The following is a 26582-nucleotide window of genomic DNA, read 5'->3' on the forward strand; positions in this document are numbered from 1 at the left end:
ATGTTTATAAATTGATGAATATTTGAACTAATAAAAATATTCTTTTTTGAATTGTTTTAAAAATCTTATATCATTCTCAAAAAATATTCTAATATCTGGTATTTTATACTTTATTAAAGTCATTCTCTCAATTCCTAGACCGAAAGCAAACCCAGAATATAGTTCAGGGTTTATGTTGACATTTCTCAATACTTTTGGATGGACCATTCCACAACCAAGAATTTCTATCCATTTTTTTTGGTTGGCATCAGTAGTATCGAGAATATCTACTTCTGCACTTGGTTCAGTAAATGGGAAATATGATGGTCTAAATCGATAAATAGTATGTTTTGAGAAAAACTTTTTAATAAAATAATTTATTGTCTTTTTTAAATCTTTAAAAGAGACATTTTTGCTAATATACAAACCTTCTATTTGATGAAATACACAATGTGAAGAAGATGAAATTTTTTCATTTCTATATACTCTTCCAGGTGATATGATCCTAATAGGTGGAATATTCTTTTCCAAAAATCTAATTTGGATTGAAGAAGTATGAGTACGAAGTATTTTTTTGCTTTTCTTTATAAAAAAAGTATCATGCATATCTCTCGCTGGATGATACAATGGAAAGTTTAATGCAGTAAAATTATGCCAATCATCTTCTATTTCAGGCCCTTCACAAAGTTCAAATCCTATTTTCTGAAATAGTAATATTATTTTATTATTTATAATCGAAATCGGATGTATAGTTCCTAAGCTATATTGTTTAGTGAAATAATGTTTTTTGTTGATTTTTTCATTTTCATATTTTCTAGGGTTTTTAAAGTGGTTAAAAGCTTCAAGCTTTCTTTTAAGATTTTGTTTTAATGTATTAATTCTTCGTCCTATTTTTTTTTTGTTAACTTTCTCTAACTCTTGAAAGTTATTATTTTTAAACAATAAATTTAATTTTCCTAAAATTTTTTTTAATTCTTTTAATGATTTCAGAAACTCTAGCATATACCCTGATTTAGTAAAATCTAAGCTTACGATTTACCCTGAATAATATAAATAAATTATTCTTATAACAATATAAGATATTAATAGAAAACTTTTTGTTAAGGAAAATATATGTTTTGTTTTTCTTTTCTTTCTAAACCGATTAACTTCACTCTCATATTTTTGATCAGAAGACAATTCTATATGATTTGCTTTTTTATTATATTCTTTCTCCATTTCTTTATATTAAAATATTTCTAGAAAAATTTTCTTTTATGAAAAACTAATTTTTCTATTTTATTCACTACAAGTTTAGTATTTTATGTGATTAATATGGTCTTAATTTTCGTATCTCCTCTCCAGCTTTCCATAATTCACTATTTTTTATTTCTTTTAATTCTTTCTTTAAAAGCTCTCTGTAATTACTTTTACGATTTAATGAAATAGTTCTTTCAGCTTCTTTTCCAGAAGAAACGTCTTTATAAAGTTCCCTAAATAAAGAAATATTAATATCTCTAAATTTTTTCCACCAATCTAAAGCCCCTCTTTGAGCTGTAGTAGAACAATTTTCATACATCCAATCCATACCTTTTTCTGCTATTAAAGGCATCAGGCTTTGAGTTAGCTCTTCGACTGTTTCATTAAAGGCTTCAGAAGGAGAGTGCCCATTCTCTCTTAACACTTGATATTGAGCTGAAAAGATTCCTTGAATTGCCCCCATCAAAGTTCCTCTCTCTCCTGTTAAATCTGAATAAACTTCTTTTTGAAAAGTTGTTTTAAATAACAAAGCCGAACCGATGCCTATACCAATTGCTAAAGCTCTTTCTTTTGCATTCCCAGTATAATTTTGATATATTGCATAACTAGAATTTAGTCCTTTACCTTCTTGGAATAATTTTCTTAAAGAAGTTCCTGATCCTTTAGGAGCCACAAGAAAAATATCAATTTCCTTTGGAGGTAATATTTTTGTTTTTTTCTTGAATGTTAATCCAAAGCCATGAGAAAAATATAAACCTTTTCCTGGAGAAAGAAATTTTTTAATTTTTGGCCACACCTCAATTTGAGCTGCATCAGATAATAAAAACATAATTATACTTCCTTTTTCTGCTGCTTCTTCTATTTCGAATAGAGTTTCATTAGCTATCCAGCCGTCTTTTAAAGCTTTTTCCCACGATTTTGATTTTTTTCTTTGGCCTATTATTACATTAAAACCATTATCTTTTAAATTTAATGCTTGCCCAGGTCCTTGTATTCCATATCCTAGTACTGCTATTCTTTCATTTGATAAAATTTCTCTTGCTTTATTTAAACTAAATTCTTTCTTAGTTATAAGTTCTTCGTAGTTTGAACCAATTTTTATTTTCATATACATATTGTATGATATGAAATCTAGTAAATTTTTACTAAATATCAAAATTTTTTACTTATGTTATATTATTCTATAGTCTTAGTTATTATGATTTGCAATAATAAATATCCAATATTCCTATTGTTTTAAATAATCGTACTATTATTTTCAAGATAATGTCTACGACACATTCAATCTCTAGTATACACAATGCTTGTTTGTCTTTTTTAAACCAAAAATTTTTTATTATTTCTAAATTTCTTGTATTAAACATATTTAATATTCTTTGATTGAAAGTTTGATTATTATCATTACAATAATTTTCTGAAACAATATATAAAATTATTTTTCTTTTCATTTTATTTGTTTTTAAAAACATATTTTTGCTACTGATTTATTAGTAGGGATCATTGGTAGGGTATTATACTCTTTTTCGACTAAAATTTCTATTAAAAAAGCATCTTTTGATTTGAACATCTTTTTTATATTTTTTTTCAATTTTTCTTTAATAAAAACTTTTTTACTTTTAATGTTATATGCTTTTGAAATTTCTGTGAAATTTGGATTATATATTTTAGTATTAGAAAATCTTCTATTGAAGAAGAAATCTTGCCATTGTTTTACCATTCCTAAAAAATTATTATTAATAATTATAATTTTTATAGGTATTTCATATTGCATTATTGTCCCAAGCTCTTGCAGAGTCATTTGAAAACCCCCATCACCTACAAAACATATAACTTGACGTCTTTTAGCTCCAATCTTTGCCCCTAGAGCTGCTGGTAATGCAAAACCCATAGTACCTAAACCTCCAGATGTAATTTGACTTTTTATAGTCGTAAAATTAAAATATCTTGCTGCTGACATTTGATGTTGTCCTACATCCGTTACTAATATACAATTTTTGTTTTTATATAAATTGACATAATTTATTACTTCAGGCATAGTAATGCCTATTTTTGGTTTTATAAATTCTTTCTCTTTTATATATTTTTTTTCAATATTCTTTAATATGTTAATTTTTTTTAACCAATTTACATATTTTTTATTTTTGAAATTATTACTTAGATAAGTTAAATTATCTTTTAAATTTCCTACTAAGTGAATAGTGCTTTTTATCCTTTTGTTAATTTCGTAATTCTCTATATCTAGATGTATAATTATAGTTTTTTGTGAGATTTTTTTTATATTTCCTATTACTCTTTCATCAAAACGTAAACCTATCGCAAGTATTAAATCAGATTTTAAAATTAAAATATTACTTTGGTAATTTCCATGCATTCCCAACATTCCATAGTTTAAATTATGTTTGGTTTTTAATATTCCTAATCCTAGTAATGTACTTGATACTGGGATTCTCGTATTTTCTGCAAATTTTTTTAATTGATTTTCTGCATTAGCTAATTTTACTCCTTGGCCAATTATTAGTATTGGTTTATGTGCTTTTTTTATTGTTCTAATAAGCTTTTGTAATTCTTTTTTATTAATTTTGTTTTTCTTTTTATATGTTTTTGAAATTATTAATTCTTTTTTATATGGTTTTGAAATTATTTTTTGTTGTGCATCTTTTGTTATATCTATTAACACTGGTCCTGGTCTACCACTTGTGGCAATGTGCAATCCTTTAGCTATGACTTCGAATATTTTCTCTGGTTTAGTAATTTGAATATTCCACTTGGTTACTGGTCTTGATATATCTATTATATCTACTTCTTGAAATGCATCTGAACCTAATAAATTTGAAGACACTTGACCTGTTATACATAATAAAGGAGTACTATCAATTAAGGCATCGGCTAAGCCAGTAATTATATTAGTTGAGCCTGGGCCTGATGTAGATAAGCAAATTCCCGGTTTTCCAGTTCCTCTAGCATACCCTTGTGCTGCATGGATTGATCCTTGTTCATGACGAGTTAATATGTGCTTAATTTGTTTTTTGTAAGTAAACAATGAATCATATATTGGCATGACTGCTCCACCAGGATACCCAAATATAAATTTTACTTTATTATAAATTAAACTTTTAACTATTATTTCTGCACCTGGTGATGTCATTTTTTTCGCTTATCTGTAATACACCCTTCTGTTGCAGATGCTACTAATTGCGAATACTTAGATAAATATCCTTTCTCTAATTTCTTAGTTTTTTTGTTAATTTTTTTATATCGCTTTTGTAATTCTTGTTTTGAAATTTTTAATGTAATTATATTTTTTATAGCATCTATCTTTATTATATCTTTATCTTCGATTAGGGCGATTACTCCACCACTCGTAGCTTCTGGTGTTATATGACCAACGACAAAACCATGAGTACCTCCTGAAAATCTTCCATCGGTTATTAAAGCAACTTTATCCCCTAAGCCAGCACCCATTATGTACGAAGTAGGTTTTAACATTTCTGGCATTCCTGGACTCCCTTGTGGACCTACATATCTTATTACTATAACATTTCCAGATTTAATTTTATTCTTTAATATTGCCTTATTTGCTTCAAGTTCTGAATCAAATACTTTAGCAGTACCCTTAAAGCAGTGTCCTTCTTTACCAGAAATTTTAGCTACTGCACCATTAGGAGCAATATTACCATATAATATACGAATATGTCCTTTCTTTTGTATCGGTTTGTATAATGTTGAAATGACTTTTTGATTGTCAAAAGATATATTTGGTATACATTCTAAATTTTCTTTTATTTGTTTTCCTGTTACTGTTAAACAGTCACCATTTAGTAAGCCTTCATTTAGTAAGTATTTCATTAGAATTGGAGTACCTCCAATTTTTTCTATATCTTCCATCAAATACTTCCCACTTGGTTTTAGATTACCTATCATTGGAACTTTTTCAGCGAGCTCTTTGATATTATCAATATTAAATTTTATATTAGCTGTTTTACAAATAGCTAAGACATGTAGTACTAAGTTAGTAGAACCGCCTAAAGCCATGGAAACTGTAATTGCATTTGTAATAGAGCTTTTATTAATTATTTGTTTTGGAGTTATTTGTTTTTTTAACAGCTCTTTTATATAAAAACCTATTTTATCACACTCATATGTTTTATTTAGATTACTAGCTAAACAAGAAGATGAAAAAGGTAAAGTCATTCCTAATGCTTCTAAAAAAGTTGAAAGGGTATTAGCAGTATACATTCCACCACAAGCTCCAGGCCCTGGACAAGATTTTTTTATAATGTTTTGGTATTCTGAATTTGATATTTTTCCTATCTTTTTTTTTCCTAATGCCTCAAAAGCTGATACTATATTTAATTTTTTATCTTTATATTTTCCAGATTCTATACTACCCCCATAAATTATTATGCTGGGTCTTCCAGTTCTTATTATACCCATTAACACTCCTGGTATGTTTTTATCGCATCCTGGTATTCCAATTATTCCATCATAATGTTGAGCTTTTACTACACTTTCAATACTATCTGCTATTATTTCTCTAGAAGGTAATGAGTATTTCATACCTGGTGTTCCCATTGTCATTCCATCACTTACTCCTATCGTATTAAACTGATACCCAATCATATCATTTTTATTTATTGATTTTTTTGTTTGTTTAGATAAAATATTCAAATGCATATTACATGGATTTCCCTCATACCAATTGCTTACTATTCCTATTTGAGGTTTATTTAAATCTTTTGAGTTTAGCCCTGTAGCATAGAGCATAGCTCTTGAGGCTGGTAAATATTCATCATTAGTTAGTGTATAACTATATCTATTATAGACTATATTTTCTACCATACATATGTATACTACAGTAGTATTTTTTACTCACTTAGTATTTTTAGTAAGCTTTTATTTGTAGGTATATTTATTTTGTCCTTTGACTTAGTTTTGTTGAACTTACCCTGTAACTTATAAAATTTGTGAAAAAAATATATTGTGAAACAACAACCTATTTTTTATATAAAAGATTTTGGTTGCACAGATTTTCTCGGTTTATGGAACATACAAAAACAAATTTTAAATCTAAAAATTAAATTTCTTAATAAAAAATATAATTTTCTTCTTGTTTTGGAACATAATAATGTTTATACCTTTGGTACTAGTACTAAATGTTCTAATTTCTTTAGGTTTTCTAACAATAAAACATTTAAAAAAATAAAAATATTCAAAGTAGATCGAGGTGGAAAAGTTACTTCTCATGGGCCAGGACAACTTGTTATTTATTTTATTTTAGACTTATTTTTATTTAATTATGATTTTAATCTTTATTTACGTTTTCTTGAAAATATTATTATAATTACTCTTTTAAAAAATCAAATATTTGCTTTTAGAATAATTAATAAATCTGGAATTTGGGTTAGAAATTATAATTTGTTTTATAAGATCGGCTTTATTGGTATTAAAATAATAAACTATATAACTAAGCATGGATTAGCTTTAAATATTAATCCTGATTTAAATATATTTTTTTCAATTTTGACTTGTGGTATTAATAATAAGAACTATTGTGTTACTTCTATCGAAAAAGAAACTGAAAAAAGTATAAAGAAAAAAAGTTTTAAAAAAAACCTAAAAAATGAGCTATGTTTTTTTTTTAATTTTCTTAAATTTTAAAGAACAATTTATAAATTCTTCTATATTTTTAAAAATCATTTCTTCTTTGTTAGCTAATAATTTAATTTTAAGTATTTTGTTTTTCTTTTCTTTTTTTCCAAGTAAAAAAACTATGCTTAGTTTTCTTTTTAATGCATATTTAATTTGTTTTTTTATTTTAATTTTCTTTGGATATAGAAAGGCAGATATACCATAGGTTATTAACTTTTTAATTAATTTGGTAGAATAGAATGCTTCTTTATCTCCAAAATTAATAAACATGATAGTATCTAATCTATCTTTTGTTTTTCTTTTCAATATTTTTTTTTTATATAATATATTATATATTCGATCTAATCCAAAAGATACACCTATTCCAGATAAGTTATCGTTTAATTTAAAGCTATTAATTAGTTTTTTATATCTTCCACCACCTGCTAAGGAAAGTTTTTCTTCTTTATAAAAAATTTCAAAGATTATTCCAGAATAATAATTGATTCCTCTTGCTAATGTTGGACTAAAAGTAAGCTTACTAGAATCTAGATTTATTTTTTTTGAAAGCTTATAAAGCCTTTTTAAATTTTTTATTTCTGAGATAGATTTTATATTTAAAATTTTCGTTAAAGACTTTATATTTTTTTTAAATGTATTTTTTATTGTAAAAAAAAACTTAAATATTTTGATTTTTTCCTTCTTACAACCTAACTTTAAAATAGAACTTAATGTTTGTTTTTCATTTATTTTTGGATATTTATCTAATATTATACTGAATTTCTTAAATTTCTTTTCAAGACCTAAGTAAGATGCTACTTCTTTTAAGATTTTTATACTATTAAATTTTATCTCAATTTTTAATTTTAGGTCTTTAAATATCTTATCACAAAGTAAAATTATTTCAAGTTCTTGCCAAAAAGACTTCTGGCCTATAATATCTGCATCGCATTGATAAAATTCTCTAAATCTTCCATTTTGTGGTTTCTCAGCTCGCCATACTTTTTGTATTTGATATCTTTTAAAAGGTAATAATGTTTTTGATAAATTCATTTTTATATGGCGTACTAAAGGTACAGTTAAATCATATATTAAAGCATTTTTTTTTAGTCCTAAATCTACTGAATTAATAACGTTAAAAAGCATTTTATGATTCTCTTTTTCATATACTTTCTTTAAAATTGATATTTTTTCTATTGAACTTGTCTCTAAAGGAGAAAATCCAAATAATTTAAAATTCTTTATAATTATATTAATTAAGAACTTTCTTTTTATTATTTCTTTGTTTGTAAAGTCTCTAGTGCCTTTAGGTAATTTTATATTTAACATTTTTATTTAAATTTTATGATCAATTTAAACAAGAAAGAATATTTTCTTACAAGTAAAATGATTTATACAAATCTTGAAAAAGAATATAATTATAAGAAAAATGATACTATAATTTACAAAAAATGGGAAAAAAATAAAGATTTTGCTTCTTTTCCTGATAATCGTCTATCATATGTCGTAATTATGCCACCACCGAATATTACTGGAGACCTTCACGTTGGACATATATTAAATAATACTATACAAGACATTTTAGTAAGAAAGGCAAGATTAGAAGGTTTTAATACTTGTTGGGTACCAGGCCTAGATCATGCCTCAATAGCTACTGAACTTAAACTAATAAATGAATTAAAAAAAAAAGGATGTTCAAAACAAAAGATAGGTTTTAAAAAATTTTTAAATTTAGCTAAGAAATGGAAACTAAAATATAGCAAAAATATCATTGAACAATTAAAAAAAATTGGATGTTCTTGTGATTGGAACAGATTAAAATTTTCTATGGATGCTGAAATATCTAAGTCAGTAAAGAAAATTTTTATAACATTAGCAAATTCTGGTTTTTTGTATAGAAATTATGGAATCGTTAATTGGGATTGTAAAACTCATACTGCTATTTCTAACGAAGAAATTCTTTATAAAACTTGCAGAGTTAAATTATATTATATAAAATATCAAATACAAAATGATACTAAGTATATTATAGCTGCTACAAAAAGACCTGAAACTATATTTGCTGATTCTGCTTTATGTGTTAATCCTAAAGATAAAAGATATGTAAAATTTAGAAATAAAAAAGCCATCGTACCAATATCTTTAAAAGTTATTCCAATAATAGCAGATAATTATATCGATCAAAAATTTGGAACTGGATGTGTAAAAATAACTCCAGCTCATGATTTTAATGATAAATTAATTGCTGAAAGGCATAAGTTAGAGTTTATTAAATTAATTGATAAAAATGGAACACTTAATGAGTATGGATTAAATTTTTCTGGAGAAACTATAAAAGTTGCTAGAAAAAATGTTATATACTGTTTAAAAAAATATAACAATTTACTAAAAGTAGAACAATATCATTCGCAAATTGGTTTTTCAGAAAGATCTAATACAGAAGTAGAACAATTATTATCCACTCAATGGTTTGTAAAAATGAATTTCTTTGCTAAAAAAGCTTTAAATAATATACACAAAAATGATTTCATCAAATTATATCCTCAAAGCATTAAAAAAAAAATAAAAGATTGGTTTGTAAATCTTAAAGATTGGAATATTTCAAGACAATTATGGTGGGGACATAGAATACCAAAATTTTATAAAAAAGATTCTGATATTGAAGTATTAGATACATGGTTTTCAGCCTGTATATGGCCAGTAGTCGTTTTTAATGGAATAGAACAAATAAATAATTCTGAATTACAATATTATTATCCAACGACAGTATTAGTTACTGGAAAAGACATTTTATTTTTTTGGGTAATAAGGATGATTCTTGCTGGTCTTTTTTTTCTTCAAAAAAAACCTTTTAAAAATATTTATTTTCATGGTTTGGTAAAAGATAAGAATCTGCTAAAGATGTCGAAATCTCTTGGGAATTCCCCAAATCTAAAAAAAATTCTTAATGAATATGGAGCTGATACGGTAAGAAGTGGAATTTTAATAATGGCACATTTTGAAAATGATATTGTCTTTGACAAGAAAGTTTTTTTTAAAGCTCACAATATTAAGAATAAACTTTGGAATGCATTGAAATTAATTGCAAAATTTAAATTGAACAAAAGGAATCAAAGAAACGTTGAATTAAATAACTATATATTTTTGTGGATAGAAAATAAATTTAATATATTAATTATTTTAATCAATAAACTCTTTGAAAGATTTAAACTTAGTAAAGTATTCATTTTGATTAATAACTTTTTTAAAAAACATTTTTGTTCTATTTTTTTAGAAATTCTTAAGAAGGCTAATTTGTATGTTTTAAATTATTTATTTATAACTAAATTATATAATTTCTTTAGAAATATCTTGATCATGTATCATCCTTTTATTCCATTTATAACAGAATATATCTGGACATTTTTCCCAACCAATTCTACAAATTTCAAAAAATCTTCTCTTATTCATGAAAAATGGCCTTCTACCAAAAAGGTAAACATAGAACTTCTTAAAGAGTTTCAATTAATTTATAAGATAATTTTACAAATCAGAAAATTTAGATTATATTATAATTTTTCTAAACAAATTACAATATATATTTCTAAAACAAATTATATAAATAAAAAAACAATTAAAGATATATTGATATTATTAGGAAATATAAAAACTATAAGAGTCTTAGATAAAATTACAGGATATACTAACAATACTAAAAATTATATGTTTGTTTCAGATAATGAAATATATATAATTAAAAAACACATTACAAAGAAAAATAAAAGAAATAGTTTTGATAACCTAACAAGTAAAATATCCTATTATAAAATCTTTTTAAAGCAAATAAATTCAAAATTAACAAATGATAAATTTTTAAATAATGTACCAGAAAAGATACTAAAGTTGGAAAAACAAAAGAGAATTGATTGTATAAATAAGATTAAATTCTTAAATAAAATATTAAAGTAAATGTGTTGCTTAAAGTAAAAATCTCTAAGTTACATATAATAACTATCCTTTTATGATAAAAAATTTTTTCTTATTAAAATCTATTATAGATGTAATATCTAGAAATGATGGAGAAGAAATTACTTTATTAAATTTCTATAAAAAAAAAAACAGAATTTATGATTACTTTGTAATTTGTAATGGAAAGTCAAAGAAACATGTTTATTATATTTATCAAAATTTAAAATTAGAGAAAAATCCTAATAAGGTTGAAGGGCTTGAAACAAGTCAATGGATTTTGATTGATTATATAAATATCATTGTACATATTTTTTTAAAAGAAATGAGAGTTTCTTATAATATTGATAACATCTAAATAGTAATTATAAACAATAGACCACAAAGATAGATTTTTTTTCAACTATTATCACAACAGAAAATAAAAGAAACTTTTATGATACATAAACATAAATATCTCAAATATATGATTCTAATTATAAGTAAGTATTGTTGGGCGATAAGCGAATATTTCACTTAATTTACTTTTATTATTCCAAATATAATTCTCATTAAAGCACTTTTTAAAACAAGTAAAATATTAACACAACCAAATGACTTTATTAGCTAAATAACTTGTAAAAAAAGATTTATAAACAAGATTTGGGCCAAGACATTAATTTTTTTATATTCTTTCTTTAACTTTAATTTAACTTTCATAAAATATGAATTTTGTAATAGATAGTAAATATTTTTTTCAAAATTTAAAAGCAATTTATAGCGTTCTTAGTAAAAGTAATAATATTAATATTTTAACTTGTTTTATTTTAAATCTTACAAATGGATTCTTAAAGATTAAAGCTTCAGATTTATATCTTTGTATTAAAATTACATTAAAGGTAGTATCAAAAAGGAATGGAAAAGCAGCTGTACCAGCAAAATTATTACTAGAAATTTTAAAACAACTACCTGAACAACCAATAAAAATTAAAAAAATAAATTATAACCAACTTAGAATTTCTTGTTTGAAAGGAAACTATGAGCTTGGTGTTTTAGACCATAAATTATTTCCAAAACATAAGAAAATAAAGAATCCTAAATATTGTATGCTCAAAAAAGATACAATTTTAAATATTATAAATAATACTTTATTTGCTGTCGGAAATGAAGAACTTAGACCAGTTCTGAATGGAGTATGCTTTAACATAAAAAAACAAAAAGGTAGTTTCGTTGCAACTAATGCGAAAATCTTAGCTAAATATTTTCTTAATAATCTAAAAAATAAAGATAAAATTCAATTTATCTTGCCAAAAAAAACATTACTAATATTAAAAAAAATTTTTCTTAATAATCTAAAAAATAAAGAACAAAATAAATATATTAAAATACAGTATAATAAATACAATACTTGGTTTAAAGTCAGTAATAAAGTACTTATTAGTTCATTAATTAAAGGAGATGTTCCAAATTATGATTCAATTATTCCAAAATATAAAATAAAGAATAAATTAATTATAAATGTACAATATTTACTGAAAGCTATTAAAAGAATAAATTTATTTTCTAACCCCAAAGATAATAGAATAACTTTTAGTTTTTCTTTAAAACAAAATATAATTTTTGCTGAAAATAACGAATTAACTAATAAAGGTTTTGAAGAATTAATATGTGAATATAGTGGTGAAAATTTAGAAATTAGTTTCAATTCTAAAGATTTACTTGAAGGTTTAAGTAATTTAACCTGCAAAGATATAGAAATTAAATTTCAAGATAAATATACTCCGGCAATAATACAACCAATATTTTCTTTGAAACAAGAAAAAATATTAAGAATAATAATACCTTTAACATAAATAAGAATGAAGATCTCATTTAAATATTTAAAGAAATTTTTATATAATAAACCCAAGATCAACAGAATCATATTATTTATTTCAAAACTTGGTGTAGAAGTTGCTAAAGTTTCTGAAGTCTTTTATAAGTTGAAAGATAAAAGAACAATTATAGATTACATAATAAATATCAAGTTACCTCAAAATAAATATTATTTAATGAACCCTTATAGGCTAGGTAAAGAATTAAATCTAAAATTAACTTTAAATAAGTTTAGGATAGTTAATAAAAAAAATCTATTAAACGCTTCATACCGTGTGCTAAGAATTTATCCAGTTTTATTAAAAAATTTGAAAATAGTATCTTCACCAGTTTGGTTAAAAATATACTTGAATAGTTTAGGTTATCAAACTGTTAATTCTTTAATAGATCTCATGTCTTTTTTTCAACATGAGTTTGGTGTTAATTTTCTCATTTTAGATGGTGATAAATGTGATAACTTTCTAAAAAGTAATATGGAAATATTAGATGTTAAGCAATTTATAAAAATTAAACTTAATAATAAGAGAATTATGATAAATAATACAAATGTTCTTTTTTCTAATAGATCTGTTCCAGTTAGTATCTTTGGCATTTTTAATAAAAAACAATTCATTCTTAATAAAAGAACAAAAAGGATAATTCTGTTAGCTTATATTTTTTCACCAAGAAAACTTTACAACCTTTATGAATTTTATAACAATAAAAATTTTAATTTTCAACATAATGACTTTAATAGTAATTTTTATAACAAAGTTTCTAACCCAGATCCATTCTTTATAAAACAAATAATAATATATGCTAGAAAATTAATAAAGAGATTAAATCATTGTAAAATTTATCATTATGATAAAATAAAATTAAGTGTAAATTTAAATGTTTGTTTAAAAAAGACTATTATTTCTTTAAGGCTATATAATTTATACCAAAGAATTGGGGTACGAATATCATCTAGAAAAATAGAATATATTTTATTTTGTCTTGAATTTAAAATTGTTAATTTTGAAAATAATTGTTTGAAATTTTTAGTTCCGTTATATAGAACAGATCTGAATATAGAAGCAGACTTAATTGGTGAAATACTCAGAATCTATGGTTCGGATACTATCTATTTGAAAAATGATATGAAGTATGAATCAAACAGAACAAGTGATAGAAATCATTATAATACATATATAGAAAAAAGGATATATCATTTTCTTATAAGCAATGGCTATAATGAAGTAATAAATATATCCTTAATAGATAACCCAAAAGATAATTTAAAATACAAAAATACTGTTAAAATTATAAATACTAATAATAAAAATTTAACTTGTTTAAGATATACAATTCTATTTGGTCTTCTACAAAATCTTTTTTATAATCTTAATAGAAATATTTTCTTTAAAATTAATGATATTAAATTATTTGAATTAGGTAAAATTTACAGAAAAACTAAAGGAGAAAAAGAAATAAAGAAGTTAGGATTCATTTCTTATAAAAAAGAAAAATATACAAATAATAATAATAACTTGTTTTTGATAAAAGGTCTAACCGAAAAAATTCTAAGAATTTATGGGCTCAAATTAACTAAACAAAAAAGTTACTTATCAAAAGATTTCTTTGCAGATAGATCATTAAATATTTTCTATAAAAACAAAAAAATTTGTAAACTTGGAAAAATTAATACAAATTTTTTGAATAACTTTCAAATTAAAGGACAAGTTTTTTATTCAGAAATTAATTTGAGCAGATTAGAAAAATATTCACAAAACAAAGATATCGTTTATAAAAAAATTTCTAAATTTCCGTGTGTAAGTCGTGATATATCTTTAATAATAAATGCAGAATTTTGTTTTAATGATATAAAATCAATAATTAAACGAGAATATCGAAAGATTATTAAAGATATAATATTGTTAGAAGAATATCTTAAGAAAAAAGAGACTAAAAATGTTATATATTATACTATTAGAATTGTTTTTCAACATCTAAAAAAGACTTTTACTGCTAAATTAGTTAATTTACAAGTATACAATATAAAAGAACAAATAAAACAAAAATTTAAAGCTGTAATAAGGTAATTCCAAAATTATATTACCAAACAAAATAACATTCCAAAACTAGGATTAATTAAATGAATCTTGAAAAAGATCTAATTAATAAAAACGGTCATTCTAATATAGAAAGAAAAAAAAAAGATAAGAAAACACTAGTTTTAAAATCAAAAGAAATAATAAAACTACTCAATTTATATAGTTCTACTATCAATAAACTTAAAAACCAAGATATTAAAACATGTAGGATCTTAAAAATAAAGAATAAAAGAATATTAATTGATATAGGATTTAAGTACGACTGTATATTATCTAGAAATGAATTAAAAACTATAGAATTACAAAATAGAGAATTAAAAACTATAAAACTTGTACCTAAGGTTAATCAATTAATAGATGTTCTTGTTGAAAAATTAGATTATAAGGGTAAATGTTTTTTATCATACCTAAAAGCCAAGAAAATGAAATCATGGAATCGAGTTAATGAAGCTTATAAAAATAATGAGCTTGTAACATTTCTAGTCTTAGCAAGAACTAAAGGCGGTTTAATTGTATCTTTATATAATATAGAATGTTTTTTACCTGGTTCACAAGTAGAATATAAAAAAGTAACAAATTTTGATTATTATGTAGGCCACATTTTGGATGGCAAGATAGTAAAAATAAATAAAACTACTAAAAATATAGTAGTATCTCATAAAATAATATTAGACAAAATAAATTTAAAAAAAAAAAAACGTATAGTTTTAAAATTAACTAAAGGGATAATAGTAGAAGGTATAGTTAAGAATATAACTAATTATGGTTGTTTCATTGCCTTAGGTAGAGGTTTAGATGGTTTATGTCATATATCAGATATAAGTTTTAAACGTATTAGACATCCAGTCGAAATAATAAATTTAGGAGAAACAAGAAAATTCTTAGTCTTGTACGTAGATATCTTAAGAAAAAGAGTACAATTAGGACTTAAGCAACTTTTTATTGATGATTGTAAGTTTTTTAGAAGAAAAGTCTTTTTTGCTGGAAATATTATAAAAGGAAAAATTAAATATTTACGTAAATTTGGAATTTTAGTAGAAATATATCCATCTTTTGATGGTTTGTTACATAAAAAAGAGGTTTTTAAATTGTTTTATAAATTTTACAAGAATGTATTTATAAATTTTAGAAATCATTTTAGTTCTGTATTTCTTGATGGCAATGTAATAAATATTTTAATATTAGAATCAAAATTTAAAAGAAACAAGATTTATTTGAGTTTTAAAGTTCTTTTACATTCATAATATAATACTAATGTTTTGATTCGTGAGATTTAGTATAGTTAGTATAGTTAGACATTAATTCTAAAAAATCATCATTATTAGATGTCTTAAAAAGATTTTCTCTAATGCACTTAATAACATCTGAAGGAGAGCGATAAATTAAAAACAGTTTACTTTTTATAAATACAATCTTTTCTAAAGTCTTTAAATCAATTAATAAATTATCTTTCCGAGTACTAGATTTTAACAAGTTAATAGCAGGAAATATTCTTTTATTAGCTATTTTTCTATCTAATTGTAGTTCAAAATTACCTGTTCCTTTAAACTCTTCAAAAATTATTTCATCCATTTTGGAACCTGTTTCTATTATTGCAGTAGCTAATATTGATAATGAGCCACCACCTTCAATGTTTCTAGCAGCACCAAAAAATTTTTTTGGTTTATGTAATGCTTTAGCTTCTACCCCACCTGATAAAACCTTTCCAGAAGATGGAGTAAGTGTGTTGTAAGCCCTTGCTAATCTGGTAATGGAATCTAATAATAACACAACATCATGTCCACCTTCAACTAATCTTTTAGATTTCTTTAAGACTAAATTAGCAATTTTTACATGTTTTTGATAAGTTTCATCAAAAGTTGAAGAGATAACTTCACATTTAACATCTCTTTTAATATCAGTTACTTCTTCAGGTCTTTCATCTATTAGAAGGATTATTAAATATATTTCTGGGTGATTAAATGATATAGTATTCGCTATCTCTTTCAATAAAGTTGTCTTTCCTGTTTTTGGAGGCGCAACTATCATTCCTCTCTGGCCTTTACCAATAGGTACAAACATATCTATTATTCTAGTTGAGTATGTACTGAATAGTCCAGAAATTTTTAATTTTTCATTAGGATACCAAGGAGTTAAAATCTTAAAAGATACTCTATTAATTAGTAAAAACGGGTTTCTTCCATTTATACGAAATATTTTTTTCAAAGAGAAATATCTTTCACATTTTTTAGGATATCTTATACTTCCTTTAAGTGTATCACCAGTTTTTAGACAAAATGACTTAATTTGAGTATTACTTATATAGATATCATCACTGGAAGAAAGATAGTTAAATTTAGATGATCTTAAGAAGCCAAATTTGTTATTTATTATTTCTAATACACCTTCACATATTAAAAATCTTCTTTTAATTATATTTTTTTTAAAAACAAGTTTTTCAGAATTATTGAACCAATTCAATCTATTTATAGATGGTTTTTGTACATGAAATAATTCATATTATATTTATTATTATTTGTTCTTAACAAGTTTTTAGCATTAATTTCATATATTTTCAATTGTTTATATTCTTAAAAACATATTTTTAGATATTTAAATATGATTATAAGATGAATATAAAGACTTTAAAAAAACTAAAACAAATAAAAATAGAAATTAAAAATTTGCTTGATAAAAATTTGCTTGAATATTATTTCGATAGAATAGATATAATAACTGACAAAAAAGAAAAATCTAAAAATGATGAGAAATTAATATCACTTTTTCAAAAATATAAAAGATATAATGAAATACTATATTTATTTAATAAATATAAAACAAATAATAAAGAAATTTTCGATTTAACTTATCTAGCATATAAGTCAAATGATGTAAAATTAATAAAATCTATAACTTCTGAAATAACTGTTTTAAGAAAAAAAAACACTGTTTTAAAAAACAAAATAAAAGCTGAATTTTCTGAAAAAGAAATAAAAAGAGAATCAGTGGAAAACAAAGTAGTTAAGGAAATAAATAGTGCAATAATAGAATTAAGAGCTGGAACAGGGGGGAATGAAGCATGTATATTCGTTGAAGAAATTTTTAGAATGTATAGTATGTATATTAAAGAACTTTCATGGAAAGTTAAAATCTTAAATTCTACTTATAGTAATTATCAAGGTTATAAAGAACTAATATTTAAAATTTCTGGTAATAACGTATACAATATATTAAAATATGAATCTGGAGTACATCGCGTACAAAGAATTCCTAAAACTGAATCACAAGGAAGACTACATACTTCAGCTATTACTGTGGCAGTATTACCCAAACTAAAAAAAAAAATGAATATTTCACTGAATCAAGAAGAAATAAAAAGAGAATCTTTTAGATCAAGAGGAGCAGGTGGACAAAATGTTAATAAGACTGAAACTGCAATTCGATTAACTCATTTGCCTACAGGTCTTATTGCAGAATGCCAAGCAGAACGTTCACAGCACAAAAACTTGAAACAAGCGCTAAAAATTTTAAAAGATAGAATTTTTAATTTAAAAGTTAAAAAACAACTAGAAAAAATTCATTCTAAAAGAAAGTTATTCTTCTCATCTGGAGATAGATCAGAAAAAATTAGAACTTATAATTTTCATAAAGGCAGGGTAACAGATCACAGAATCAATAAATCTTTTTATAACTTAGAAGAATTTATGAATGGTAAAATAGAGAACCTTTTAAATAATTTAAAAAAAAAACTAAGATAGAAATAATCACTTTAAGAAATGTTATAAAATTTTTCTTGGTGTTTTACACATTAAATCTATTCCATATTTATTTTTTGGAAAAGCTATAAAATTTTTTATGTCCTTTTCTAAAGTTAAAATTGACATAAGTCTTTCTATACCGAAAGCTATTCCACCATGCGGTGGTGTTCCAAATTCTAAAGCTTCTAAAAAAAAACCAAATTCAACTTTAATTTTTTGTTTGCTATATCCTAGAAGGCTAAAAATTTTTTTTTGTAAATCTTTTTTATTAATTCTTATTGAACCTCCGCCAATTTCTATACCATTAATTATTAAATCATAAGATTGAGATTTTACAATTTCTGGTTTGGTTTTTAAATACTTTATATGTTCTGGTATTGGCGCTGTAAAAGGATGATGAACACTCTTTAATTTATTATTTACTTTTTTAAATAAAGGAAATTTTGTTATCCATAATGGAGAAATTTTTTTTTTTAGTTTGGGTCTTAAAGTCTTATATATTGTTTTTCTAAGTTTTCCTAATTTCAAAAAATTTTGATCAAAAAATATTACTATGATATCTTTTTTACTAGCTTTAACCAATTTTTTTATATTATTTTTTATTTTTTTTGTTATGTTATATTTTGCTTTATTCACTATATTATTACTTATAAATACTATATCTTTGATTTTAATATCATTTGTTTTTACGGTTTTAATTAAAGATTTGTAAACGTTATTATTATTTTTGAAAAAATAAAAAGGAATTTTTATCGCTATTGTTTCTTTTTTTTGTTTAACTATATTTATCTTATCATTAAAAACTAATTTAGTTATATTTGTAAATTTTAAACTGTATCTAGTATCTGGTTTATCTGTTCCATATTTTTCAATTGCTTCTTTATAAGTTATTCTTTTAATCCTTTTTATATTTTCTCCGTTCAATTTTTTAATCAATATGATTATTAATCTTTCGAATATTTTTAATATTTCATCAGAATTAATAAAAGACATTTCACAATCTAATTGAGTGAATTCTATTTGTCTATTCCTTCGAAAATCTTCATCTCTGAAACACTTAGCAAATTGAAAATACTTATCAAAGCCTCCTATCATTAGAAGTTGTTTAAATATCTGAGGAGATTGAGATAAAGAATAAGAATATTTTTGATCAAATCTATATTTAACAGTAAAGTTTCTTGCTCCTTCTGAAGTAGGAACACTTAGAATTGGCGTATCAATCTCTAGAAATGAGCAATTTAATAAATATTTTCTAATTTCTATATAAGTTTTATTCCGCATTATAATATTGTTAGTTAATAACTCACTACGCAAATCTAAATAACGATATTTTAATCTAATAGATTCATTATTTTTCTTATTAGCTATTATTATTGGAATTTTTTTAGAATCATTTAAAACTTTTATCTTATTAACTAATACTTCGATTTTTCCTGTATAAAGATTCTCATTTATTTTGGATCTTTCCAAAACAGTTCCTTTTATTGTAATTATACTTTCATTACTTATAACAGAAGTATTATAAATTTGATTATTAATTTTTAGTTGAGTAATACCAAATCTATCTCTTAAATCCAAAAAACTAAAATATCCAAAATTTCTTATATTATGAATCCAACCAGATAGAATAACATATTGTCCGATGTTGTTTGTATTTAATTCACCACAAGTATGAGTTCTATATTTTATAATATTCATATATAGTAATATGATTATGAAATATGCTAAAAAATTAGGACAGAATTTTTTAATTGACAATAATATAGCAAAAAAAATAGTTAATGCACTTTACTATAAAAAAAATAAAAAATCACTAAATGTTCTTGAAGTAGGAGCAGGAAATGGGATATTAACCAAATATTTATTAAAATCAAAGTTATTGCTAATTGAACTAGATACTTTATATGTGAATATATTAAGAGCAAAATTTCCTTCTTTAAAAGAAAGAATAATAAATCTTGATATTATCAAATTTAATCCGTTACATTTTAATTTAACAAATTTTATATTACTCGGAAATTTTCCATATAGTGTATCATCACAGATTTTATTTTATTTATTAAAATATAAAGAGTTTATAACTGAATGTGTAGGTATGTTTCCTAAAAAAGTAGCAGACAGAATAGTAAATAAAAAGAAAAGAAAAAAAAATATCAGTGTATTAACTATTTTGATAAAAACTTATTTCCAAACTAAATATTTATTTACAGTAAGTAATTCAGTTTTTAGCCCACAACCAAAAATTAAATCATCTGTTATAAAAATAAAAAGAAAAAAAAATATATCTATAAATTATATAATACTTAAGAAAATAGTAAAAACAGCTTTTAGCCAAAGGAGAAAACAAATAAAAAATTCTTTAAACAAAATATTATTTGATAATGAATTTCTTAGTAATCCAATTTTTAATAAAAGGGTTGAGCAATTATCAATAGTAGATTTTACTAATATTAGTAGACAAGTAATTAAATTTGAATAAATTATATCAAAAATAAGTTTCTGAAACTATAAAGAATATATATTCTTTCTTCTTTTTAGTCTTTTCTTTTCAGACTAGCGGGGTAGAGCAGATGGTAGCTCGTCGGGCTCATAACCCGAAGCGCACAGGTTCAAGTCCTGTCCCCGCAATACTATATAATTTAATTTTACAATATATAGAATATTGAACTTATAAGAAACAAATAAACTGCAACATGGTTAAGACATTTAAAGAATACCAAAACTTAAAAATGGATGAAATTTCAACAGAAATCAAAATATTTTGGTCTGAAAAAAATATATTTAAGAAATGTTTCTCAAGAGATTATAAGAATAATGTAGTTTTTTATGAAGGTCCTCCGTCGATCAATGGAATCCCTGGTCTACATCATTTATTTTCTAGATCTATTAAAGATATTTTCTGTAGATACTTTACTTTAAAAAATAATAAAGTAAATAGAATTGCTGGTTGGGATACTCATGGTTTACCAGTAGAATTAGTTCTAGAAAAAGAACTTGGTATATCAAAAGACGAAATAAAACAAAAAATTGGAATAAAAACATTTAATAAAAAATGTAAAAAGTTAGTTATAAAAAATTTGAAAAGCTGGAAAGAATTAAGTAATAATATTGGATATTGGTTGGACTTTAACAAGGCATATTTCACTTATGATGCAAAATATATAGAAACCGTTTGGTGGTTATTAAAAAAAATTTATTTAAAACAAAATCTTTATAAAGATTTTAAAATACAACCTTATTCGCCATTAGCAGGTACTGGGTTAAGTATACATGAATTAAATTATCCTGGTTGTTATAAAAAACTAAATACCACCACAGTAGTAGTTAAATTCAAAATGAAAAAACCAAATCTCTATAAAAAATTTTCTGAGATTAAAGATGATATCTATATATTATCTTGGACGACTACTCCTTGGACTTTACCTTCTAATACAGCATTAGCTATTGGTAAAAATATTTCTTATGTATTAATAAATACTTATAATCCTTTAACATTAGAAAGAATTAATATTATTATTTCTGAAAAAAGTTTAACTAATAATTTAGACATTAGGTTGTTTTTAAAAACTAAAAAAAAAATTGATTTATTTAAAAAAAAAAGTAAAAAGATTCCATATAGAATAATAAAAAAATTTAAAGGTAAAGTATTATTGAATACAGCTTATGAACAACTTATTCGTTGGAAAAAACCTGATAAAAGTCAATGTTTGGAAAACGCTTTTAAAATTATAGCTGGCGACTTCGTCAGTCAATATGACGGAACAGGCATTGTGCATATTTCGCCAACTTTTGGAGAAAAAGATTTTGAATTGGCCAAAACAAATAATATACCTTTGATGATGATAAAAGGTAAAAAGAATAAGTTAATTCCTTTAGTAGATAAAAAAGGAAGATTTATAAAAAATTTACATCCATTATTTAGTGGACAATTTCTTAAGAAAGAGTATTCAAAGAAAACTAAGAAATCTGAAATATCTACAGATATAAAACTAGCTTTATATTTAAAAACAAAAGATAAAATTTTTAACATTGGAAAAAATATTCATTCTTATCCACATTGTTGGAGAACTCAAGCTCCAATATTATATTATCCTATTAATTCGTGGTTTATTAAAACTACAAGCTATAAAAAAAAATTAATTAAATTAAATCAATTAATAAATTGGATACCTATCAAGACTGGTCTCAAACGATTTGAAAATTGGTTAAAGTCCTTAAAAGATTGGAATATATCTAGAACTAGATATTGGGGAATACCTTTACCAATTTGGCGTTCTAATAAAGAAGATGAAGAAAAAGTAATAGGTTCGATTGAAGAATTGATCAATGAAATAGATAAATCAGTTTATGCAGGATATATGAAAAAAAATCCATTTAAAAAATTTATAATTGGAAATATGAGCACTAAAAATTATTCTAAAATAGACCTTCATAAACATAATTTAGATAAAGTAATCTTAGTGTCTAAAACCAATGAACCATTAAGAAGAGAACCAGAAATTCTTGATGTATGGTTTGATTCTGGTGCTATGCCGTATGCTCAATTCCATTATCCTTTTGAGAATATAAAATTAATCGAAAAGAAAATAAATTTTCCAGCGGACTTTATTTGTGAAGGTGTAGATCAGACTAGGGGCTGGTTTTTTACTTTACACATTATTGCTACTATCATTTACAATTCGGTTGCTTTTAAAACTGCAATTTCAAATGGTTTTATTTTAGATAAATTAGGTAAAAAAATGTCTAAAAATATTGGAAACACCATTAATCCAGTACAACTTTTTCAACGATATGGGGCTGATCCAATTAGATGGTATCTAATTTCTAATTCTAAACATTGGAAAAACATTAAATTTAATGAAAATTGTATTAAAAAGAGAACTTACAAATTTTTCTTAACTTTATTTCATTCATATTCCTTTTTTTCATTATATGCTAATCTAGATAATTTCGTTCCAAATAATGAAAAATTAATAATTAACAAATTATCTCTATTAGAAATATGGATTATTTCGAAATTAAATTCTTTAATAAAAGATACTTCTAGATTTTATCAAAAATATAATCTTTTTCAAGTAGCAAAAAAAATAGAAAAATTTGTAATTTTTGATTTGAGTAATTGGTATATTCGTCTTTCTAGAAGAAAATATTGGAAAAATGATTATAATGAAGACAAAATTAACGCTTATCAAACTCTTTATATATGCTTAATTAATATTTTTAAAATATCATCACCTATTGCACCTTTTTTTATGGATTATTTTTATAAGAATCTTAATCAAATTAATAAAAAAATTGAAAGTGTACACTTAGAACAATTTCCAACTTATAACGAAAAAGTTATAGATCTATCAATAGAAAATGGAATGAAATTAGCACAATATATTACTTCCAAAATATTAGCTATTAGAAAAAAACTAAATATAAAAGTTAGGCATAAATTGAATAAAGCTATTGTAATTATTTTAAACAAGAAAATCTTTAACAATAAGTTATTAGCAACTAAAATATTAACTTTAATTAAAACTGAAGTTAATGTAAATAAAATGAAATTCTCTCATGAGATTAAGACAATTAAGAAAATTGCTAAAATAAATCTGAAACCTAATTATAAAGTATTAGGACCTAAATATAAAAGAGATCTTAGATTAATTCTTAATTATATCAAAAATAAAGAAAGTAACTTATTAGAAAAGAAAAAAATTAATTTAATAATAAATAACAAAAAAATTACTCTTAATCTTAAAGAGTTTCTAGTAGAATATAAATCAAAAACCAACTGGAAATTAAGTATTAATAAAAATTTTATTATTGGAATTGATTCACAATTAACTAAAAAGTTAAAATTAGAAGGTTTATTACGAGATTTTATAAAACAAATTCAAAGTTTAAGAAAACAACAAAAATTTTATGTATCTAAAAGAATAAGAATCTATTTGAACACTGAAGATTCTTTGTTCTTACAAACTATTAAGAAATATTCTAAAAAGATTAAAAATGAAACTTTAGTTAAAAAAATAATTATAAATAAAAAACAAATTTCAGAATATTTTTACCTAAATAAAAGAAAAATATATATACAAATCTTATAAAACAAATTTCAGCAGGGTTATTCATACTCCTCAAGCTGGACTTGAACCAACGACACCCTGATTAACAGTCAGGTGCTCTAACCAACTGAGCTACTGAGGAATATTCCCGAATTAAAAATCTAGCTTACGCTTTAGACTTGTTATTTCTACAAAAGTTTATAATACGTAATTGTAACAACATGTAATTGATTAGATTTTATATCTAAATCTAGAATAAGTTGCAATTTTTAAGTGTTAATTAAGTGTTAAAACAGAACGTATAATTGATTTAGGTAAAACAATATTTCCTATTATTCTCATCTTTTGTTTTCCTATTTTTTGTTTTTCTAAAAGCTTACGTTTTCTTGAAAGATCTCCGCCAGAACATTTATAAGTTACATCTTTTCGTATAGGTTTTATATTCATTCTACAAACTACTTTATTATCTATTGTTGCTTGTATTGGAATTTCAAATTGTTTATTAGGTATTACGCTAGCTAACTTATTACAGATTTTCTTAGCTAAAAGCAATGATTTACTTCTTTCTATAAGAATTGAAAAGGCATCAATTACTCTTCTATTTATTAAAAAGTTTATTTTTACTAAATCAGATTTTTTATAATGAATATTTTCGTAATTGAAATAAGCATATCCTTTTGATAAACTTTTAATACTATCATAAAAATCTATTATTATTTCAGAAAAAGGAATTTCAAAAACCAATACTATTTTAGAAGTACTTAAATATCTTTGATAAAGCAATTTTCCTCTTTTATGAATTACTAAATCTAGAATAGTACCAATAAATTCATATCTTATAAAAATCTTAACTTTCACATAAGGTTCTTCAAAATAGGAAATTTTGTTTTTATCTGGTAAGGATTTAGGAGAATTAATTAATTTAACATCTTTATTCTTTAAAGTAATTTTATATCTTACATTAGGAATAGTAAGAATTACTTGTAAATTGTATTCTTTTTCTAATCTTTCTTTTATAATTTCCATATGCAGTGATCCTAAAAAACCACATCTAAAACCTAAACCAAACGTCTCAGTATTTTCAGGGATAAAGAATAATGAAGAATCGTTTAAATGTAATTTTTCTAAAGAAGTTTTTAAATATTTATATTTATTTGGATTCGTTGGATATATTCCAGCATACACTATTGGTTGTTTTTTTTGAAAAACGTTAAGAGCTTTAGAATTGGGATTTTTAGCATCAGTTAATGTATCTCCTATTTTAATTTCAGATGGATTTTTTATTCCAGGTATTAAGTAACCTACGTTTCCAGTCGAAATTTTGTTTTTAGAAATATTTGTATTCTTTAAAATTCCAATTTCATGAGCATAATATTGTTTTTGGTTAGACAAAAACTTAATTTTTTGTCCTTTATATATTTCACCATTTATTATTCTAAAATATATTTGCACTCCCCTGAATGAATTATATACAGAGTCGAATATTAAAGCTTGCAAATTGTCTTTTTTCTTCCCTAAGGGTGCTGGGATTTTTTGTATTAAGTTAGAAATTACTTCTTTTATACCTATACCTTGTTTTGCACTAATGCACAAGATATCCTGCAGATTACATTTTAATAAGTAGCACATCTCTTGCTTAAGATATTCTAAATTCAGACTAGGTAAATCTATTTTATTTATTATAGGTATTATTCTTTTTTTTGTTTTTACTGCTAAAGAAATTTTCGAGATAGTCTGTGATTGTATTCCTTTGGTAGCATCAACTAATAACAATACACCTTCACAAGCTGAAATAGATCTTTCAACTTCATATGAAAAATCTACATGACCTGGTGTATCTATTAGATTTAAAATATATTTTTTATTTTCAAGAGTATATTCCATCTGAATCGGATGACTTTTAATCGTTATTCCTCTTTTTCTCTCAATTTCAAGGTTATCTAAATATTGGTTTTTTTTTAGTATCTTTTCTCTTGAAATAGTATTAGTATATTCTAAGAATCTATCTGCAAGAGTACTTTTTCCATGATCTATATGAGCTATAATACAAAAATTCCTAATATATTTCATATGAA

The 26582-nt window shown here is 23.5% G+C and carries 18 protein-coding genes, 2 tRNA genes and 1 pseudogene; 10 read left to right on the forward strand and 11 right to left on the reverse strand.

Features of this window, described 5'->3' with window-relative positions; all coding sequences use genetic code 11:
• Positions 1-27: 27 nt before the first annotated feature.
• The 6 genes from pheS to ilvD form a co-directional block, all read right to left on the reverse strand.
• Complete coding sequence (gene pheS / locus ONB78_RS00415; RefSeq protein ID WP_274096060.1) at positions 28-981, reverse strand: phenylalanine--tRNA ligase subunit alpha; 954 nt, start codon at positions 979-981, stop codon at positions 28-30.
• A gap of 33 nt (positions 982-1014) precedes the next feature.
• A complete protein-coding gene (locus ONB78_RS00420; RefSeq protein WP_274096061.1) occupies positions 1015-1197 on the reverse strand; it encodes a hypothetical protein in 183 nt (60 codons plus the stop codon).
• A gap of 91 nt (positions 1198-1288) precedes the next feature.
• On the reverse strand, positions 1289-2326 hold the full coding sequence (ilvC, locus tag ONB78_RS00425; RefSeq protein WP_158380346.1) for a ketol-acid reductoisomerase: 1038 nt from the start codon (positions 2324-2326) through the stop codon (positions 1289-1291).
• A gap of 88 nt (positions 2327-2414) precedes the next feature.
• Entirely contained in the window at positions 2415-2666 is a 252-nt protein-coding gene (locus ONB78_RS00430) for a hypothetical protein (protein ID WP_274096062.1), read from the reverse strand.
• Positions 2667-2677: 11 nt separating this feature from the next.
• Entirely contained in the window at positions 2678-4363 is a 1686-nt protein-coding gene (gene ilvB / locus ONB78_RS00435) for a biosynthetic-type acetolactate synthase large subunit (protein ID WP_274096063.1), read from the reverse strand.
• Positions 4360-6057, reverse strand: a complete 1698-nt coding sequence (ilvD, locus tag ONB78_RS00440; protein WP_274096064.1) for a dihydroxy-acid dehydratase — start codon at positions 6055-6057, stop codon at positions 4360-4362. The genes ilvB and ilvD overlap by 4 nt, the downstream gene beginning before the upstream one ends.
• Before the next feature lie 141 nt (positions 6058-6198).
• Here ilvD and lipB point away from each other — a divergent pair, with 141 nt between their 5' ends.
• Positions 6199-6876: a lipoyl(octanoyl) transferase LipB gene (gene lipB / locus ONB78_RS00445; protein ID WP_274096065.1), complete on the forward strand. Its 678-nt coding sequence runs from the start codon at positions 6199-6201 to the stop codon at positions 6874-6876.
• On the opposite strand, the gene hisS is transcribed toward lipB, so the two are convergent.
• Entirely contained in the window at positions 6844-8175 is a 1332-nt protein-coding gene (gene hisS / locus ONB78_RS00450) for a histidine--tRNA ligase (RefSeq protein WP_274096066.1), read from the reverse strand. The two genes, lipB and hisS, sit on opposite strands and share 33 nt — an antisense overlap.
• Positions 8176-8190: 15 nt before the next feature.
• Here hisS and ONB78_RS00455 point away from each other — a divergent pair, with 15 nt between their 5' ends.
• The 5 genes from ONB78_RS00455 to ONB78_RS00475 all read left to right on the forward strand — a co-directional run bounded on the left by ONB78_RS00455 (position 8191) and on the right by ONB78_RS00475 (position 15964).
• Positions 8191-10794, forward strand: coding sequence for a valine--tRNA ligase (locus ONB78_RS00455; protein ID WP_274096067.1), 2604 nt, complete (start codon positions 8191-8193; stop codon positions 10792-10794).
• Between the two features lie 52 nt (positions 10795-10846).
• Positions 10847-11149, forward strand: a complete 303-nt coding sequence (gene rsfS / locus ONB78_RS00460; RefSeq protein WP_274096068.1) for a ribosome silencing factor — start codon at positions 10847-10849, stop codon at positions 11147-11149.
• A 346-nt stretch (positions 11150-11495) separates the two neighbouring features.
• Positions 11496-12623, forward strand: coding sequence for a DNA polymerase III subunit beta (gene dnaN, locus ONB78_RS00465; RefSeq protein ID WP_274096070.1), 1128 nt, complete (start codon positions 11496-11498; stop codon positions 12621-12623).
• A 6-nt stretch (positions 12624-12629) separates the two neighbouring features.
• Positions 12630-14708 carry a phenylalanine--tRNA ligase subunit beta-related protein gene (locus ONB78_RS00470; protein ID WP_274096071.1) on the forward strand — a complete coding sequence of 693 codons (2079 nt, stop codon included), beginning with the start codon at positions 12630-12632 and terminating at the stop codon, positions 14706-14708.
• 53 nt (positions 14709-14761) lie between these two features.
• Complete coding sequence (locus ONB78_RS00475; RefSeq protein WP_274095891.1) at positions 14762-15964, forward strand: 30S ribosomal protein S1; 1203 nt, start codon at positions 14762-14764, stop codon at positions 15962-15964.
• Positions 15965-15971: 7 nt separating this feature from the next.
• Here the strand turns inward: ONB78_RS00475 and rho are convergent.
• Positions 15972-17117, reverse strand: a pseudogene (gene rho / locus ONB78_RS00480) (transcription termination factor Rho); the annotation flags it as partial.
• A gap of 212 nt (positions 17118-17329) precedes the next feature.
• Here rho and ONB78_RS00485 point away from each other — a divergent pair.
• The gene (locus ONB78_RS00485; protein ID WP_274095892.1) at positions 17330-18457 is read left to right on the forward strand and encodes a PCRF domain-containing protein; all 1128 of its coding nucleotides are present in this window, start codon (positions 17330-17332) and stop codon (positions 18455-18457) included.
• A 21-nt stretch (positions 18458-18478) separates the two neighbouring features.
• On the opposite strand, the gene aspS is transcribed toward ONB78_RS00485, so the two are convergent.
• Positions 18479-20155, reverse strand: a complete 1677-nt coding sequence (gene aspS, locus ONB78_RS00490; RefSeq protein ID WP_274095895.1) for an aspartate--tRNA ligase — start codon at positions 20153-20155, stop codon at positions 18479-18481.
• A 16-nt stretch (positions 20156-20171) separates the two neighbouring features.
• On the opposite strand from aspS, the gene rsmA reads away from it, so the two are divergent.
• From rsmA to ileS, 3 genes are all read left to right on the forward strand, one after another.
• Positions 20172-20936, forward strand: coding sequence for a 16S rRNA (adenine(1518)-N(6)/adenine(1519)-N(6))-dimethyltransferase RsmA (rsmA, locus tag ONB78_RS00495; RefSeq protein ID WP_274095896.1), 765 nt, complete (start codon positions 20172-20174; stop codon positions 20934-20936).
• Between the two features lie 76 nt (positions 20937-21012).
• Positions 21013-21085 (forward strand) — tRNA-Met (locus ONB78_RS00500).
• Between the two features lie 65 nt (positions 21086-21150).
• Positions 21151-24549, forward strand: a complete 3399-nt coding sequence (gene ileS / locus ONB78_RS00505; protein WP_274095897.1) for an isoleucine--tRNA ligase — start codon at positions 21151-21153, stop codon at positions 24547-24549.
• A 26-nt stretch (positions 24550-24575) separates the two neighbouring features.
• Here the strand turns inward: ileS and ONB78_RS00510 are convergent.
• Both ONB78_RS00510 and lepA read right to left on the reverse strand, forming a co-directional pair.
• Positions 24576-24649, reverse strand: a tRNA-Asn gene (locus ONB78_RS00510).
• A gap of 134 nt (positions 24650-24783) precedes the next feature.
• Positions 24784-26577, reverse strand: coding sequence for a translation elongation factor 4 (gene lepA, locus ONB78_RS00515; protein ID WP_274095898.1), 1794 nt, complete (start codon positions 26575-26577; stop codon positions 24784-24786).
• Between the last annotated feature and the right edge of the window lie 5 nt (positions 26578-26582).

The sequence above is a fragment of the Candidatus Karelsulcia muelleri genome (assembly GCF_028673255.1).
In the GTDB taxonomy this organism is placed as follows: Bacteria; Bacteroidota; Bacteroidia; order Flavobacteriales; family Blattabacteriaceae; genus Karelsulcia; species Karelsulcia muelleri_D.

Coding starts and splice junctions, on each gene's coding strand:
- ONB78_RS00420 (WP_274096061.1), bottom strand. CDS start 1,197: ATGGAGAAAGAATATAATAAAAAAGCAAATCATATAGAATTGTCTTCT.
- ONB78_RS00430 (WP_274096062.1), bottom strand. CDS start 2,666: ATGAAAAGAAAAATAATTTTATATATTGTTTCAGAAAATTATTGTAAT.
- ONB78_RS00475 (WP_274095891.1), top strand. CDS start 14,762: ATGAATCTTGAAAAAGATCTAATTAATAAAAACGGTCATTCTAATATA.
- hisS (WP_274096066.1), bottom strand. CDS start 8,175: ATGTTAAATATAAAATTACCTAAAGGCACTAGAGACTTTACAAACAAA.
- ONB78_RS00485 (WP_274095892.1), top strand. CDS start 17,330: ATGAATATAAAGACTTTAAAAAAACTAAAACAAATAAAAATAGAAATT.
- ilvD (WP_274096064.1), bottom strand. CDS start 6,057: ATGGTAGAAAATATAGTCTATAATAGATATAGTTATACACTAACTAAT.
- dnaN (WP_274096070.1), top strand. CDS start 11,496: ATGAATTTTGTAATAGATAGTAAATATTTTTTTCAAAATTTAAAAGCA.
- ilvC (WP_158380346.1), bottom strand. CDS start 2,326: ATGAAAATAAAAATTGGTTCAAACTACGAAGAACTTATAACTAAGAAA.
- aspS (WP_274095895.1), bottom strand. CDS start 20,155: ATGAATATTATAAAATATAGAACTCATACTTGTGGTGAATTAAATACA.
- rsfS (WP_274096068.1), top strand. CDS start 10,847: ATGATAAAAAATTTTTTCTTATTAAAATCTATTATAGATGTAATATCT.
- ilvB (WP_274096063.1), bottom strand. CDS start 4,363: ATGACATCACCAGGTGCAGAAATAATAGTTAAAAGTTTAATTTATAAT.
- rsmA (WP_274095896.1), top strand. CDS start 20,172: ATGAAATATGCTAAAAAATTAGGACAGAATTTTTTAATTGACAATAAT.
- lepA (WP_274095898.1), bottom strand. CDS start 26,577: ATGAAATATATTAGGAATTTTTGTATTATAGCTCATATAGATCATGGA.
- ileS (WP_274095897.1), top strand. CDS start 21,151: ATGGTTAAGACATTTAAAGAATACCAAAACTTAAAAATGGATGAAATT.
- ONB78_RS00470 (WP_274096071.1), top strand. CDS start 12,630: ATGAAGATCTCATTTAAATATTTAAAGAAATTTTTATATAATAAACCC.
- pheS (WP_274096060.1), bottom strand. CDS start 981: ATGCTAGAGTTTCTGAAATCATTAAAAGAATTAAAAAAAATTTTAGGA.
- ONB78_RS00455 (WP_274096067.1), top strand. CDS start 8,191: ATGATCAATTTAAACAAGAAAGAATATTTTCTTACAAGTAAAATGATT.